This window comes from Nonomuraea coxensis DSM 45129 (assembly GCF_019397265.1).
Taxonomy (GTDB): Bacteria; Actinomycetota; Actinomycetes; order Streptosporangiales; family Streptosporangiaceae; genus Nonomuraea; species Nonomuraea coxensis.
This window is the reverse complement of the sequence record NZ_CP068985.1, coordinates 5864609-5879323: the sequence shown is the minus strand read 5'-3', so window position 1 is coordinate 5879323 and position 14715 is coordinate 5864609. Positions and strand designations below refer to the sequence as shown.

Genomic DNA, 14715 nt, shown 5'->3' with positions numbered 1-14715 from the left:
GCAGGACGACAGCGATGACCTGATCCCGTTCAGCGCGGTGGACGACGACTTCGAGGACGGCTCTCCGGAGCCGGCTGCTGCCGAGGCGACGGACACCGCCCTCCCGGAAACGCCCCCGGCCCCGGCTGACGGATTCTCCGGTGACGGGCTGGTCGGGGCGGCTCCGGGCGACGAATCGTACGCAGATGGGCTGGTCGGGGCGGCTCCGGGTGACCAGCCGTACGGTGACGGGCCGGTTGCGGAGGCTCCGGGCGCTCATTCAGGTGAGGTGGGCGGGTCTGCCCATGCGAGAGGACAAGCCGTCCCCACACCCGGAAGCCAGAGCGACGCCACGGCGCCGACCGGCGTGAGCCGGGGCTACGCGCCCGCGGATGAGACCTCCCGCGGCCTGACCGATGGCTCTGCTGACGCGGATGAGATCGCCCATAGCCAGGGCGGCGATGCGGCAGCGGTCCAGGGTGGGGGTAAGAGGCCGGGAACAGCCGACGTGGGCGAGCGCCCTGCGGCTGAGGGCCGGAGCACGGGCGTCGGGCCCGCCGGTCGTACGGCCGAGGAGGCCGCGCCCTCCGGCCAGGACGGCAGTCCGGCGGCGGCCGAGGAGGGCGGGCCCAGCAGCACGGCGGCCGGGACCGGGGAAGGCGGGCCGGACAGCACGGCTGGTGGGGCCGGGAAGGGCGGGCGGCGGAAGGCGGTGCGGAAGGCGGGGCTGGTGGCCGCCGGGCTGGCGGTGGCGTTGATCGCGGCCGGCGTCGGCGTCATCGCGCTGGTCAAGCCGTACCTCAGTCCCGCCGACTTCGAGGGCAAGGGCGAGGGCGCGGTGACGGTCCGCATCCCGCCCGGTTCCAGCGCCCAGGCCATCGGCACGGCGCTCGCCGACGCCGGGGTGGTGGCGAGCGCGCAGTCGTTCGTACGCGCGACCGAGGACCGGGCGGTGACCGGACGGCTGCGTCCCGGCACCTACCGCCTGCGCAAGGGCATGGCCGCCACGGCGGCGCTGGACCTGCTGCTCGACGCCGCCTCCCGGGTCGTCAAGCGGGTGACGGTGCCGGAGGGCATGCGGGTGAGCGAGGTGCTGGAGCGCCTGGCCAAGCAGACGGGCCTGCCGCTCAAGGACTTCCTGGCGGTGGACAAGGGGCTGGTCGGCCTGCCGTCGTACGCGCCCGGCCTGGAGGGTTTCCTGTTCCCGGCCACGTACGAGATCGAGCCGGGCGACAGCCCCGTGGACGTGCTGGCGGCGATGGTGGAGCGGTTCGGCGCCGAGGCGCGCAGGCTGCGCCTGGCCGAGCAGGCCGCCCGCGTGCACCTGAAGCCGCTGGAGGCCGTCACGGTGGCCAGCATGATCCAGGCCGAGGGCGGCACCGACGCCGACTACCCCAAGATCGCCAGAGTCATCTACAACCGGCTCCAGCGCGGCACGCCGCTGGAGATCGACAGCACGGTCCTGTACGCGCAGAAGCGACGGACGCTGAGAGTGAGCGAGAAGGACACCAAGGTGGACTCTCCGTACAACACCTACCGCCGCAAGGGGCTGCCTCCTGGCCCCATCGCCAATCCCGGCACGAAGGCGCTGGTGGCGGCTCTGAACCCGGCGGACGGCGATTGGCACTGGTTTGTGACGACGGATCCGGCGCATAGAATCACCAAATTCACCAACAAAGAGAGCGAGTTCGTGAGATACCGGGAAGAGTTGAACAAGAACCTCGGGACGAGCTGATGTTCGACGGGACTCCCTCCACTCCCGCGCAAATGTCGCAATATGGGGCACATGTCCTCTTCCCGTCCCCTAGCATGGCTACCCAGAGTGATCTCCGCTGGTCGTGGGAACATGACCGGCGGATCCCCCAGTTCCGCTCGGTGAGCTGTGCCGGTTGGGCACTTCCGCTTGACGTCCGGCCGGCCGTACCGGGAGATTGGCCTGCGAACCTATGAGCGATCTCGATCTGAACACGCTGCTCGGCGCCGAGGACGACGAGGGTCAGTCCCGACGGCGCGCCCGGGGCGGCCGCGGCAGCCGCAGGCGCCGCCGCCGTCGCAACCGGGGTGGATTCATCGCGCCGCTGCTCGCCTTCGTCGTGCTGGCGGGCATCATCGGCGGTGGCGGATACTACGGTTACCTCTGGCTCAGTGACGCTCTCGTGCCCGACGACTACACCGGTCAGGGCACCGGCGAGGTCGTCATCGAGATCAAGGACGGCCAGAGCGCGTCCGAGGTGGCGCAGGAGCTGGAGCGGCAGGGGGTCGTCGCCAGCGCCAGGGCGTTCACCAACGCGATCGGCAACGCCAACAAGAGCGGCTCGCTGCAGCCGGGCTCGTACAAGATGCGCAAGCAGATGTCGGCCTCCTCCGCCGTGGACGCGCTCACCCCCACCAACAAGCTGCTGACCAGGGTGCAGCTCAAGGAGGGCCTGCGGCTGTCGGACACGCTGGCGACGCTGGCCAAGGAGACCGGCAGGCCGGTCAAGGACTTCCAGGCCGCGCTCAAGCAGGCCGACGACCTGGAGCTGCCGCCGTACGCGAGGGGCAAGCTGGAGGGCTACGCCTTCCCGGCCACCTACGAGTTCCAGCCCAAGGCCACGCCGAAGCAGATGCTCGCGCAGATGGTCCAGCGGTTCAACCAGACCGCCGAGCGCATCGACCTGGAAGGCGGCGCCAAGGCTCTCGGCCGCAAGCCGCAGGAGATCATGGTCATCGCCAGCATCATCCAGGCCGAGGCCGGGCGCGCCGAGGACATGCCGAAGATCGCCCGCGTCATCTACAACCGCCTCGCGCACAACCCGCCGATGACCCTGTCGATGGACAGCACGGTGATGTACGCGCTCGGCAAGTACCGCACCTACGCGACCCACGCCGAGCTGGAGACCAAGTCCCCGTACAACACCTACAAGCACCTGGGGCTGCCGCCGGGCCCGATCTCCAACCCCGGCGACCACGCGATCGAGGCCGCGCTCAACCCCGCCAAGGGCTCGTGGCTGTACTTCGTGGCCACCGACCCCAAGAGCTCGGTCACCAAGTTCGCCACCACCGACGCCGAGCGGCAGGCGCTGCTCGCCGAGTGCACCGCCAACGGCGGCTGCGGCGGCTGACCGGGCCTCCCGCCCGCCGACCCCGCCCACCTGCGACGACGTCCCGCAGGTGGGCGGCGTCGTACGGGGAGGCGCGCGGCCCGCGATAGGGTCGTGCTGTTCGTGAGGGGAAGGAGCAGCGGATGCGCGCCGCCGTCATGGGGTCGCCCATCGCCCATTCGCTCTCGCCGTTCCTGCACCGGGCCGCCTACCGCGAGATGGGGCTGTCCGGCTGGAGCTACGAGGCGTTCGAGTGCGACGAGGCCCGCCTGCCCGAGCTGCTGGCCGGGCTGACCCCGGTGCGCGGGCAGGGCTCCGCCGACGAGGACGCGTGGGCGGGGCTGTCGCTGACGATGCCGCTCAAGCGGGCCGTGCTGCCGTTGCTCGACACCGTCTCCGAGCTCGCCGTCGAGGTCGGCGGGGCCAACACGGTGGTCTTCAGCGACGGCCGCCGCCACGGCGACAACACCGACGTCCACGGCATCGTGCGCGCGCTGGAGGAGGCGGGCGTGCGCGCCCCGCGCTCGGCCGTCGTGCTGGGCGGGGGCGCGACGGCGGCCTCCACGCTCGCCGCGCTGCGCGCCCTCGGCCTGCACGCCGTCACCCTCCTGGTCCGCGAACCGGCCCGTGCGGCCGGGACGGCCGAGGTGGCCGAGCGGCTGGGCGTGGCGCTGGCCGTGGAGACGCTCGACAAGCTCGACGTGTTCACCGGAGCCGACCTGGTGGTCTCCACGCTGCCGGGCGGGGCGGCCGACGTCTTCGCCGACCGCCTGGCCCGGGTGCCCGCGCTGTTCGACGTGGTCTACTCACCCTGGCCGACGAGGACGGCCGCGGCCGTCGCGGCGGCGGGCGGCACGGTGGTCGGCGGCTTCGCGATGCTGCTGCACCAGGCGGTGCGGCAGGTGGAGCTGATGACCGGGCGGGCCGACGTGCCGGTGGAGGCGATGCGGGCGGCCGGCGAGGCCGAGATCCGCAGGCGCGCCACCGCTCGGGCCTGACGTTCCCGCACGGCGGCGGAAAGATTCGTGACCGGCGGGAAGATTCGAGCGAGCTCCGTGGTTGTGGTAATGTAGCTCTCTGATCGGTCCGGCATGTTTGCTGGACGCGCAAGCGGAGGTCTCCCTCCCACCTGAGTCGCCGAAAGGTGGCCGGGTCCAGGATCACGCCGGACTACTCCGGGGAGCTCGAGGCCACGAAAGCCGTAGAGCTCAGTGGCCCCGCATGCGCGACGTGCGGGGCTTTTCGCGTTAGGGGTAATGCGAAGGGCCTTGGGCACGACGAGCACGTAGGGATCGCAAACCTAGGAGGCCCCATCAGCACTGAGCCCCGCATCAACGAGCGTATCCGAGTTCCCGAGGTCCGCCTCGTGGGCCCGAACGGCGAGCAGGTTGGCATCGTCTCGATTCACGACGCCCTGAAGCTCGCCCAGGAAGCCGACCTTGACCTCGTCGAGGTCGCGGCCACGGCTCGACCGCCCGTGTGCAAGCTCATGGACTACGGCAAGTTCAAGTACGAGTCCGCGATGAAGGCGCGCGAGGCGCGCAAGAATCAGGCGCACACGATCATCAAGGAGATCAAGCTCCGGCCGAAGATCGACCCGCACGACTACGAGACCAAGAAGGGTCACGTGGTGCGGTTCCTCAAGGCGGGGGACAAGGTCAAAGTCACGATCATGTTCCGCGGACGCGAGCAGTCCCGGCCGGAGCTCGGGTTCCGGCTGCTGCAGAGGCTGGCGGACGACGTCCAGGAGCTCGGCTTCGTGGAGTCCCACGCCAAGCAGGACGGCCGTAACATGATCATGGTGATCGGTCCGCACAAGAAGAAGGCCGAGGCCAAGGCCGAGAAGGCAGCGGCCAAGGCACAGCGTGACGGCGAGGACGATTCCCCAGGGGAAGCGTGATCTCCGGCAGGGGTTAGCCTTACAGAGCGCCCCGAGCCAGCCGCCGGCAGACGAAAGACGCCGTGACCGGGTCGGCCGACCACCGGCCCGGCTACCGGCACGACCGAAACGAGGAGAGACGGCGACATGCCGAAGATGAAGACGCACAGTGGTGCGAAGAAGCGGTTCCGGTTGACCGGTTCCGGCAAGATCAAGCGTCGCCGTGCCAACCGCGCGCACTACAACGAGTGGAAGTCGTCCACGCTGACGCGCCGTCTCAAGAACGAGGTCGTCCTTTCCGACGCCGACACCAAGAAGATCAAGAAGCTTCTCGCCAAGTAGCGCGATTCCCCGGGGAGAAAAAACATGGCACGCGTGAAGCGGGCGCTCAACGCCAAGAAGAAGCGCAGGGTCGTCCTCGAGAGGGCCAGCGGCTACCGTGGCCAGCGGTCGAGGCTGTACCGCAAGGCCAAGGAGCAGATGCTCCACTCGATGACCTACGCCTACCGTGACCGCAAGGACCGCAAGGGCGCTTTCCGCCGCCTGTGGATCCAGCGGATCAACGCCGCGGCTAGGCAGAACGGCATGACGTACAACCGCCTGATCCAGGGCCTGCGCCTGGCCGGCATCGAGGTCGACCGTAAGATCCTCGCCGACCTGGCGGTGAACGACGGCCAGACTTTCGCCACGCTCGTCGAGGCCGCCAAGAAGGCGCTGCCGGCGAACGTGAACGCGCCGGCCGCGAGCTGAACACTTTTGACGAGGGCCCACCGTTGACGGTGGGCCCTTTGCTGTATCCGCACCACCGCCGTACGTGAACGTGGACGACCCAGGGGGAGACGCATGGCCGGGTCCGAGCTGACCAACGTGAAGTCGCCGCGGGTGAAGGCCGCCAGGCGGCTCACCAAGCGCGCCTTCCGCGACCAGGACCGCAAGTTCCTGGCCGAAGGGCCCCAGGCGGTGCGCGAGGCGCTGCGGCTGGCGGACGTCACCCTGGAGCTGTTCACCACGGCGGAGGCCGAGCTGCGCCACGCCGAGCTGATCACCGAGGCCACCCTCCAGGGCGTGCCGGTGCACCGGGCCAGCGGCGAGGTCATGGCCGAACTCACCCAGACCGTCACCCCGCAGGGCCTGGTCGCGGTCTGCCGGCTCGTGCACGTGCCGCTGGAGCGGGCGCTGGAGGGCACGCCGCGGCTGGTCGCCGTGCTCGCCCACGTACGCGACCCGGGCAACGCCGGCACCGTCATGCGGGCGGCCGACGCCGCCGGGGCGGACGCGGTCGTGTTCACCGACGCCTCCGTGGACCCGTACAACGGCAAGTGCGTACGCGCCAGCGCCGGAAGTCTTTTTCATCTGCCCGTCGTCATCGGTGCACCGGTGAGCCCCTCCGTGCGTCAACTCAAGGAGCGAGGCTTGCGCGTGCTGGCGGCCGACGGCGCGGGCAAGCACACGCTCGACGACGTCGATCTGTCGGGTCCCACCGCGTGGATCTTCGGCAACGAGGCCTGGGGACTGCCGGAGGAGATACGCGCCGAAGCGGATGATGTGGTCAGAGTGCCCATCTACGGACAGGCTGAAAGTCTCAACCTGGCCACCGCCGCGGCGGTATGCCTTTACTCCTCCGCCAGGGCTCAGCGAGTGCCCTAGGCGGCCGGAAACCCGCTATTGTCGGCGTTGTAGGCGGAGGAGGCGAGGTCGTGCACGGCGCAGAAACCGACGGGCAAGTAGTGGCCGCCGCGTGCACGATAGCCATCGACGACCTTCCTGACGGCCTCGTCGTGGCCGACCGATATGGGCGGGTGCTGGCCGTCAACCGCGCCGCCGCCCGGCTCACCGGCGTCCGCATGGAGCGCGCGGTCGGCCGCCACATGAGCGACGTCTTCCCCTTCCGCGACCACGACGGGCGCGACTGGTGGAAGGCGCTCGACCCCGAGGGCGGGCTGCGCAGCCGCGTCCGGGTGCCGGAGCGGCCGCTGCACCTGCCCGGCGGGCAGGAGCTCTACGTCGCCGCCCGGCTGGTCCGCGAGCCCGAGCGCGGCGGCGAGGTCGAGCGCGTCGCGATCACCCTGCGCGACGGCGGCGCCCGCGCCCGGCTGGAGCGCAGCCGGGCCGACCTGGTCTCGACCGTCGCCCACGAGCTGCGCTCGCCGCTGACCAGCGTCAAGGGCTTCACCGCGACCCTGCTGTCCAAGTGGAGCCGCTTCACCGAAGAGCAGAAGCTCGTCATGCTGGAGACGGTCAACAACGACGCCGACCGCGTCACCCGGCTCATCACCGAGCTGCTCGACGTCTCCCGCATCGAGTCCGGGCGGCTGGAGGTGCGCCGCCAGGTCGTCGACCTGCCGGCCCGCGCCCGCCGGATCGTCGCCGGGCGGGTCGCGGCGGGCGAGCCCGAGGACCGGTTCCGGCTCGTCGTCCACGACGACCTGCCCGAGACCTGGCTCGACCAGGACAAAGTTGACCAGATTCTGAGTAACCTGGTGGAAAACGCGCTGCGCCATGGCCGCGGCACCGTGACAATGGAGATCGAGTCCGTCGGATGGGGAGTTGCCGTGTCGGTCCGCGATGAGGGCGAGGGCATCGAGCCTGAGCTGGCCCCGCGCGTCTTCCGGCAGTTCTGGCGGGGCGGCAACAGCCGCCGCCGCGGCGGCACCGGGCTCGGCCTGTTCATCGTGAAGGGCCTGGTCGAGGCGCACGGCGGCACGATCACCGTGCAGCGGGCGCCCGAGGGCGGGGCGGAGTTCCGATTTACCGTGCCCACCGGCACCCCCGATTTCGCGACGTCCGCCTGACCGGCCCGGCAAGCGGGATTCGGGGCCGGTGGGCCGGCCCCACTAGACTCTTTTCCGCTCAAGCCCTGGATACGGAGCTCACTCTTGTCTGACTACGACCCCGTCGAGGTGACACCGTTGCATGCCGACGAGGTGTCCCGCATGGAGGCCGACGCCCTCGCGGCGATCAAGGCGGCCGACAGCCTCGACGCACTCAAGCAGGCCAGGCTGGCGCACGCGGGCGACCGCTCGCCCATCGCCCTGGCCAACCGCGAGATCGGCGCGCTGCCGCCGGCCGCCCGCGCCGAGGCGGGCAAGCGCGTCGGCGGCGCACGCCGAGCGATCAACGAGGCGCTGGCCGCGCGCCAGGCCGAGCTGGAGGCCGAGCGCGACGCGCGGGTGCTCGTCGAGGAGACCGTCGACGTTACCCTGCCGTGGGACCGCCGGCCGCGCGGCGCCCGCCACCCGCTCACCACGCTGCAGGAGCGCATCGCCGACGCCTTCGTCGCCATGGGCTACGAGGTGGCAGAGGGGCCCGAGCTCGAAGGCGAATGGTTCAACTTCGACGCGCTCAACATCGCCCAGGACCATCCGGCCCGCTCCGACCACGACACGTTCTTCGTCGGCTCCACCGGCTCCGGCATGGTGCTGCGCACGCAGACCTCGCCGGTGCAGATCCGCGCGCTGCTCCAGCGCGAGCTGCCGGTCTACGTCATCTCGCCGGGCAAGACGTTCCGCACCGACGAGCTCGACGCCACCCACACCCCGGTCTTCCACCAGACGGAGGGCCTCGCCGTGGACGAGGGCCTGACCATGGCCCACCTCAAGGGCACGCTCGACCGGTTCGCCGAGGTCATGTTCGGCAAGGGCATCACCACCCGGTTCCGGCCCAACTACTTCCCGTTCACCGAGCCGTCCGCCGAGATGGACCTCAAGTGCTTCGTCTGCCGCGGCGCCTCGGCCGTCCCCGGCAACCCGCCCTGCCGCACCTGCAAGTCGGAGGGCTGGATCGAGTGGGGCGGCTGCGGCATGGTCAACCCGCGGGTGCTGGTCGCCTGCGGCGTCGACCCCTCGCGTTACTCCGGGTTCGCCTTCGGCATGGGCATCGAGCGGACCCTGATGTTCCGGCACAACGCCGAGGACATGCGTGACATGGTCGAAGGAGACGTGCGCTTCACGCTCCCGTTCGGAATGGAGATCTGATGAAGGTCCCGCTCTCCTGGCTGCGGGAGTATGTCGATCTCCCGGCGGTCACCGCTCACGAGGTGGCCGACAAGCTCACCGCGGCCGGGCTCAAGCTCGAGGCCATCACCTCCCACGGCCACGACGTCAAGAACGTCGTCGTCGGCGAGGTGCTGGAGATCGAGGAGCTGACCGGGTTCAAGAAGCCGATCAGGCACTGCCGGGTCGAGGTGGGGGAGGCGACGCCGCGCGAGATCGTCTGCGGCGCCACCAACTTCGCCGCCGGCGACCGCGTGCCCGTCGTCCTGCCCGGCGGGGTGCTGCCCGGTGGGTTCGAGGTCGGGGCGCGCAAGACGTACGGGCGCATGTCCGAGGGCATGATCTGCTCCGAGCGCGAGCTCGGGCTGAGCGACGAGCACGGCGGCATCATGGTGCTGCCGCCCGACACGCCGGTCGGCGCCGACGTGGTCGAGCTGCTCGGCCTGCGCGACGACGTGATCGAGCTGGAGATCACCCCCGACATCGGCTACGCGCTGTCGATCCGCGGCGTGGCGCGCGAGGCGGCCACCGCGTTCGGGGTGGCCTTCCGCGACCCCGCCGACGTCGAGGTGCCCGCCACGGGCGAGCCGTCGTGGCCGGCCTCGATCGCCGACCCGACCGCCTGCGACCGGTTCGTGCTGCGCGAGGTGACCGGGTTCGACCCGGCCGCCACGAGCCCGCTGTGGATGCGCACCCGGCTGTCGCGCGCCGGCATGCGGCCGGTGTCGCTGGCCGTCGACGTCACCAACTACCTGATGCTGGAGCTCGGGCAGCCGCTGCACGCCTTCGACCGGGCCAGGCTGCAGGGCGAGATCGTCGTACGCCGGGCCCGGCCGGGCGAGCGGCTGGAGACCCTCGACCACGTCGTACGCGAGCTCGACCCCGACGACATCCTCATCACCGACCGGTCCGGCCCGATCTCGATGGCGGGCACCATGGGCGGGCTGGAGACCGAGATCTCCGAGGGCTCGACCGACATCGTCATCGAGGCCGCCCACTTCTCCGCCACCGGCATCTCCCGCGAGTCGCGGCGGCACGGGCTCGTGTCGGAGGCGTCCAAGCGGTTCGAACGCGGCGTCGACCGCGAGCTGCCGCTGGTCGCGTCCTGGAAGGCCGTGCGCATGCTGGCCGAGCTGGGCGGCGCCGAGGTCAGGCCCGGGGTCACGCACGCCGAGGTCGAGGTCACGCCCGCGCGCATCGCGATCCCCGCGAGCTACCCGGGCCGGGTCGCCGGCGTCCCCTACTCCAAGGACACCGTGATCGCCCGGCTGCGGCAGGTCGGCTGCGCCGTCGCCGAGGGCGACGACCCGGCGGTGCGCAAGGGCGGCGTCGCGCCGACCGGCGTCGTGACCGGCGGCGCGCTGGCGGCCAGGCTGGCCATCACCGGCGAGGACATGATCACCGTCACCCCGCCGTCCTGGCGGCCCGACCTCACCGACCCCAACGACCTGGCCGAAGAGGTCATTAGGCTGGAGGGCTACGAGAGCCTGCCGTCGGTGCTGCCCAGCGCCCCCGCGGGAGCCGGGCTCACCGAGGGGCAGCGGCTGCGCCGGCGGGCCGGGCGGGCGCTGGCCGAGGGCGGCTACGTCGAGGTGCTGAGCTACCCGTTCATCAGCCCCGACGACTTCGACCGGCTGCTGCTGCCGGCGGAGGACGCGCGGCGCGCGGCCGTACGGCTGGCCAACCCGCTGTCGGAGGACGAGCCGCTGATGCGCACCACGCTGCTGCCGGGGCTGCTGAAGACCCTGGTCCGCAACGTCGGGCGCGGCTTCGCCGACGTGGCGCTGTTCGAGACTGGGCCGGTCTACCGGCCGCGGCCCAACGCGCCCGAGGCCGCGCCGGTGCTCGGCGTCGAGCGGCGGCCCACGCCTGAGGAACTGGCCTCGATCGAGGCGGCGCTGCCCGACCAGCCGGTGCGGGTCGCGGTGGTGCTGGCCGGCGAGTTCGAGCGCTCCGGCTGGTGGGGCGGCGGACGCCAGGCGTCCTGGGCCGACGCCGTGCAGGCCGCGCGGCTGGTGGCCGAGGAGGCCCGGCTGGAGCTGTCCATCAGCGCCGACCAGCACGAGCCGTGGCACCCCGGCCGGTGCGCCGCGCTCTACGTCGGCGACACGCTCGTGGGACACGCCGGCGAGCTGCACCCGCGGGTCGTCGAGGCGTACGGGCTGCCGCCGCGCACCGCGGCCATGGAGCTGGAGCTGACCCGGCTGGAGCAGGCCATGCCGGGGCCGGTGCAGACGCCCGCGGTGTCGGCCTACCCGGTCGCCACGCAGGACGTCGCGCTGATCGTGCCCGACTTCACGCCGGTGGCCGACGTCGAGGCGGCGCTGCGCGACGGCGCCGGGGAACTGCTGGAGTCGATCCGGCTGTTCGACGTCTACGCCGGGGAGCAGGTGGGCGAGGGCAACAAGTCGCTCGCGTACACGATGCGCTTCCGGGCGCCGGACCGGACGCTGACGGTCGAGGAGACGACGGCGGCCAGGGACGCCGCGGTGGCGCTGGCCGCCGACCGCGTCGGCGCCCAGCTCCGCAGCTCCTGACCCGCTCGTGAAGGGCCGGCCCGGCGAGGACCCGGGCCGGCCCTTCACATGCGCTCGACCTCGCCGAGGTCGATGTCGAGATCGAAGGGGACGGTGAGCTTCAGCCGGTCGTGATGCAGGCCGGTGAGGGTGTAGAGGCCGGTCGCGGGGTCGAGCTCGTACACGTAGGCGACCGGCTTGCCGGCCTGCTCCTCGATCCGCCAGAAGTGCGGGATGCCGGCCTCCGCGTAGAGCACCGGCTTGCGCTTGCGATCCCGTACGCGCGACTCCGGCGAGACCACCTCGACCGCCAGAACCACGTCCTGTCCCCGGAAGAAGGTCTGCCTCCCACCCGTGACGGCGTCGGCCCGGACGACGCAGAGGTCCGGCTCGGGCCGCTGGGCAGGGTCGAGGATCACGCTCATCTCCCGCCGGACGCGGAGCTCCTCCGGGGCGGCGCGACGCAACTCGCCCTCCAGCAGCGACACCACGCACATGTGGAAGGAGGCTTGGGGACTCACGAAAACCAAGCTTCCATCAATCAACTCTGTGTGCGCGGGCAAATCCGGAATGTGATCAAGATCTTCTGCTGTGAAGCCGCGCGCAGGCGGAAACACCCAGTCGGGCAGTGAAGGAGAACTCATCTCAACGGTCACCGCTTCGGGAGTCATGACTCAACGCTACCAACCTATTCCCCTCACGCCGCGTGAACGGTCGGATACGGTGCCCCGGCTGGGAGAATGGGCGCATGACGGTGCTGCTGGTGTTCGGTGAGCGGGAGGACGCCGAGGAGGTGGCCGAGACGCTGGGGGAGTGGTTTCCCGGGCTCGGGGTGCCTCGGGTGGTGCGTGAGACGCTGGCGGGGGAGGACGACGCCGAGGACGCCCAGTGGCTCGTGGTGGCGGAAGGGCTGGGGGAAGGGCTGGACGAGGCGGCGCTGGCCGGGCTGGACGAGCTGGCCGAGCGTCACGACGGGTGGCGCGAGACGGGCTGAAGGTCTCCCCGAGGCCGGGGCGGGCGCGGGTCAGGTGGGCTGGGTGGCGACCTGGCGGCGGGCCTTCTCGGCCAGGGCGTGCTCGTCGGTGCGGGCGTCGTAGCGGCGGAACGACGGCAGCGCGGCCGACAGGGCGAGCACCGCGCCGACGCAGAGCAGGCCGCCCGCGCCGAGCGAGAAGCGGGCGCCGCCGAGGTTGGCCATGAGGCTCGACCGGGCGTTGCCCAGCATGGGGCCGCTGGCGTAGGAGAGCAGTTCGATGCCGGCCAGCCGGCCGCGCAGCTCGCTCGGGATCGTCTGGTTCCACATGGTCGTACGGAAGATGCCGCTGACCATGTCGGCGGCGCCGGCGAGGGCCATGCAGACGATGACGAGCCAGATGTTCGGCGCCAGCGCGGCGAGCGCCACGGCCGCGCCCCACAGGGCCGCCGCGATGATCACGCCGAGGCCGTGGCGGTGCACGCGGGCCGCCCACGCCCCGGTGAGCGAGGCGACCAGCGCGCCGATCGCGCCCGCCGAGTACAGCAGCCCGAGCGCCTGCGGCGCGCGCAACTGGTCGGCGAGGAACGGGAACAGCGCCGTCGACATGGCGAACACCATGGCCGCCATGTCCACCAGGTAGGTGCCCATGAGATCGCGGCGCCCCACCGCGTAGCGGACGCCCTCGACGAGGGAGCGCAGCGACGCGGGCGCGGCGTCCTCGGCGGGCGGCAGCGACCGGATCCGCCACAGCAGCGCCAGCGAGCCGAGGAACGTCAGCGCGTCCAGCCCGTACGCCGCCGCGACCCCCGCCGAGGTCACCAGCAGGCCGCCGAGCGCCGGGGCCACGATGGCGCCGAAGTTCCAGCGCAGGCTGGACAGCACCGCGGCCGCCCCCTGCTGCTCGTGCTTGACGACCTGCTGGAAGAACGCCTCCATGCTGGGCCGCTGGAGGCAGGCGATGCCGGTGGAGACGGCGCCCATCACGTAGAGGACCCAGATCTGGGGCGCCGGCAGCAGGGCGTTGACCATGAGCGCGAGCGAGGTGACCAGCAGGCCCAGCTCGCTCAGCACGATGATCCTGCGGCGGTCGAGGGCGTCGGCGATGGCGCCGCCCCAGAGCCCGCACACCACCATCGGCACGAACTCGGCCAGGCTGACCAGCCCGACCGCGAGGTAGGAGCCGGTGAGCTCCTTCATCTGGTACGGCACGGCCACCAGGGAGATGAACGTGCCGAACATCGTGATGACCCCGGAGGCGAACATCAGCCGGTAGTCCCGGGAGTCGCGCAGCGGGCTCACGTCGATGCGGAAGTGACGAAGGAAGCGTTTGACGAGGCCAGGCACGATCTCACATTGTCCGGGGCGGGGAAGGACTACCGCAAATCGTTTTCGGATCCCGGATCCGGGGCCCACCGGGCGAGGGCCCCCGGGAACGTTCCCGGGGCCCTCGCCGGACGTGCGGCGCGGGTCAGGCGGCCGGCACCCGGTCCAGGAAGCCCAGCACCCGCCGGATCCGCCCGTCCTCGGCCAGCTCGACCACGTCGAAGCCGACCGCGACCGGCTCCCCGCCCGCCGGGCCGAGGTGCCAGGTGAACCGGGCGATGTGGTGGTGGGCGTCGTACACCTCACCGGGGGTGAACACCAGGCCGGGGAACATGCCCTGCGCGCCCTCGATCACGGCGGCGATGCCGGCGTGCCCGGCCACGTCGGCCAGCGGGTCGGTGTAGGTGGCGTCCTCGGTCCACAGTTCGGCCACGGCCTTGGCGCGGGCCTCGGCGCCGGTCTCGTTCCAGGCGGCGACGTAGCGCTCGACCAGGGTGTTGTCCATGATCGTCATCTCCTCAAGGGGTTGCTTCAGCTGACGCGGGTCTTGCGCAGGCCCATGACCTGCAGTTCGGCGAAGCCGGCCACGGTGACGGCCTGGGCGATGACCCAGATCGCGCCCACGGTGGTGAGGTCCAGGACGCCGGTCACCACGGCGGCGAGGCTGCCGAGGGTCCAGACGGCGTTCATGGCGATCACGGTCCGGGGGCCGGCCTGTCCGAGGTCGCGGCGGGCGGCCAGCAGGCCGACGGCCACGCCGTAGACCAGGAGGAAGGCGCCGATCCCGCGCAGCAGGCCGGCGTCGGGACCGAGCAGGTCGGCGACGGGGCCGGCGAAGGCGAGGTAGACCAGGCCGTTGCCGCCGGTGACGACGGCGTCGGCGGCCAGGGCGAGGCGCAGGAACCTGGCCTTGTCGGCGGTGACGGTTACGGCGGTCATATCGGGCCCTCCTTGGGGTGGCTGTCCT

At 71.5% G+C, this 14715-nt stretch carries 15 protein-coding genes; 11 read left to right on the top strand and 4 right to left on the bottom strand.

The window, feature by feature from the left end; all coding sequences use genetic code 11:
• The first annotated feature begins 487 nt into the window (after nt 1-487).
• The 10 genes from mltG (Nocox_RS27480) to Nocox_RS27435 all read left to right on the top strand — a co-directional run bounded on the left by mltG (Nocox_RS27480) (nt 488) and on the right by Nocox_RS27435 (nt 11470).
• Nucleotides 488-1714 (top strand): endolytic transglycosylase MltG, encoded by a 1227-nt coding sequence (mltG, locus tag Nocox_RS27480; protein WP_020547121.1) that lies wholly within the window; start codon nt 488-490, stop codon nt 1712-1714.
• 211 nt (nt 1715-1925) lie between these two features.
• On the top strand, nt 1926-3083 hold the full coding sequence (mltG, locus tag Nocox_RS27475; RefSeq protein ID WP_020547120.1) for an endolytic transglycosylase MltG: 1158 nt from the start codon (nt 1926-1928) through the stop codon (nt 3081-3083).
• Nucleotides 3084-3205: 122 nt separating this feature from the next.
• Nucleotides 3206-4060: a shikimate dehydrogenase gene (locus Nocox_RS27470; RefSeq protein WP_020547119.1), complete on the top strand. Its 855-nt coding sequence runs from the start codon at nt 3206-3208 to the stop codon at nt 4058-4060.
• Between the two features lie 368 nt (nt 4061-4428).
• Nucleotides 4429-4962 (top strand): translation initiation factor IF-3, encoded by a 534-nt coding sequence (infC, locus tag Nocox_RS27465; RefSeq protein ID WP_020547118.1) that lies wholly within the window; start codon nt 4429-4431, stop codon nt 4960-4962.
• Between the two features lie 126 nt (nt 4963-5088).
• Complete coding sequence (gene rpmI, locus Nocox_RS27460; RefSeq protein WP_026215152.1) at nt 5089-5283, top strand: 50S ribosomal protein L35; 195 nt, start codon at nt 5089-5091, stop codon at nt 5281-5283.
• A gap of 24 nt (nt 5284-5307) precedes the next feature.
• Complete coding sequence (gene rplT, locus Nocox_RS27455) at nt 5308-5691, top strand: 50S ribosomal protein L20 (RefSeq protein WP_020547116.1); 384 nt, start codon at nt 5308-5310, stop codon at nt 5689-5691.
• A 93-nt stretch (nt 5692-5784) separates the two neighbouring features.
• On the top strand, nt 5785-6588 hold the full coding sequence (locus Nocox_RS27450) for a TrmH family RNA methyltransferase (RefSeq protein ID WP_020547115.1): 804 nt from the start codon (nt 5785-5787) through the stop codon (nt 6586-6588).
• 50 nt (nt 6589-6638) lie between these two features.
• Entirely contained in the window at nt 6639-7733 is a 1095-nt protein-coding gene (locus tag Nocox_RS27445) for a sensor histidine kinase (RefSeq protein WP_026215151.1), read from the top strand.
• A gap of 141 nt (nt 7734-7874) precedes the next feature.
• Entirely contained in the window at nt 7875-8915 is a 1041-nt protein-coding gene (gene pheS, locus Nocox_RS27440; protein WP_020547113.1) for a phenylalanine--tRNA ligase subunit alpha, read from the top strand.
• Nucleotides 8915-11470, top strand: a complete 2556-nt coding sequence (locus Nocox_RS27435) for a phenylalanine--tRNA ligase subunit beta (RefSeq protein ID WP_020547112.1) — start codon at nt 8915-8917, stop codon at nt 11468-11470. Before pheS ends, Nocox_RS27435 begins: the two co-directional genes overlap by 1 nt.
• A gap of 44 nt (nt 11471-11514) precedes the next feature.
• Here Nocox_RS27435 and Nocox_RS27430 read toward each other — a convergent pair whose 3' ends face one another.
• A complete protein-coding gene (locus Nocox_RS27430; protein ID WP_026215150.1) occupies nt 11515-12093 on the bottom strand; it encodes a Uma2 family endonuclease in 579 nt (192 codons plus the stop codon).
• Nucleotides 12094-12197: 104 nt separating this feature from the next.
• Between Nocox_RS27430 and Nocox_RS27425 the strand changes: the two genes are divergently transcribed.
• Nucleotides 12198-12443 carry a hypothetical protein gene (locus Nocox_RS27425; RefSeq protein ID WP_020547110.1) on the top strand — a complete coding sequence of 82 codons (246 nt, stop codon included), beginning with the start codon at nt 12198-12200 and terminating at the stop codon, nt 12441-12443.
• A gap of 30 nt (nt 12444-12473) precedes the next feature.
• Here Nocox_RS27425 and Nocox_RS27420 read toward each other — a convergent pair whose 3' ends face one another.
• The 3 genes from Nocox_RS27420 to Nocox_RS27410 form a co-directional block, all read right to left on the bottom strand.
• A complete protein-coding gene (locus Nocox_RS27420; RefSeq protein WP_020547109.1) occupies nt 12474-13769 on the bottom strand; it encodes an MFS transporter in 1296 nt (431 codons plus the stop codon).
• 124 nt (nt 13770-13893) lie between these two features.
• Nucleotides 13894-14253 (bottom strand): nuclear transport factor 2 family protein, encoded by a 360-nt coding sequence (locus Nocox_RS27415; RefSeq protein ID WP_211212835.1) that lies wholly within the window; start codon nt 14251-14253, stop codon nt 13894-13896.
• A 26-nt stretch (nt 14254-14279) separates the two neighbouring features.
• Entirely contained in the window at nt 14280-14687 is a 408-nt protein-coding gene (locus Nocox_RS27410; protein ID WP_020547107.1) for a hypothetical protein, read from the bottom strand.
• Nucleotides 14688-14715 lie beyond the last annotated feature (28 nt).

Coding starts and splice junctions, on each gene's coding strand:
- Nocox_RS27470 (WP_020547119.1), top strand. CDS start 3,206: ATGCGCGCCGCCGTCATGGGGTCGCCCATCGCCCATTCGCTCTCGCCG.
- Nocox_RS27435 (WP_020547112.1), top strand. CDS start 8,915: ATGAAGGTCCCGCTCTCCTGGCTGCGGGAGTATGTCGATCTCCCGGCG.
- Nocox_RS27410 (WP_020547107.1), bottom strand. CDS start 14,687: ATGACCGCCGTAACCGTCACCGCCGACAAGGCCAGGTTCCTGCGCCTC.
- pheS (WP_020547113.1), top strand. CDS start 7,875: ATGGAGGCCGACGCCCTCGCGGCGATCAAGGCGGCCGACAGCCTCGAC.
- Nocox_RS27425 (WP_020547110.1), top strand. CDS start 12,198: ATGACGGTGCTGCTGGTGTTCGGTGAGCGGGAGGACGCCGAGGAGGTG.
- Nocox_RS27430 (WP_026215150.1), bottom strand. CDS start 12,093: ATGAGTTCTCCTTCACTGCCCGACTGGGTGTTTCCGCCTGCGCGCGGC.
- rpmI (WP_026215152.1), top strand. CDS start 5,089: ATGCCGAAGATGAAGACGCACAGTGGTGCGAAGAAGCGGTTCCGGTTG.
- Nocox_RS27415 (WP_211212835.1), bottom strand. CDS start 14,253: ATGGACAACACCCTGGTCGAGCGCTACGTCGCCGCCTGGAACGAGACC.
- mltG (WP_020547120.1), top strand. CDS start 1,926: ATGAGCGATCTCGATCTGAACACGCTGCTCGGCGCCGAGGACGACGAG.
- Nocox_RS27450 (WP_020547115.1), top strand. CDS start 5,785: ATGGCCGGGTCCGAGCTGACCAACGTGAAGTCGCCGCGGGTGAAGGCC.
- rplT (WP_020547116.1), top strand. CDS start 5,308: ATGGCACGCGTGAAGCGGGCGCTCAACGCCAAGAAGAAGCGCAGGGTC.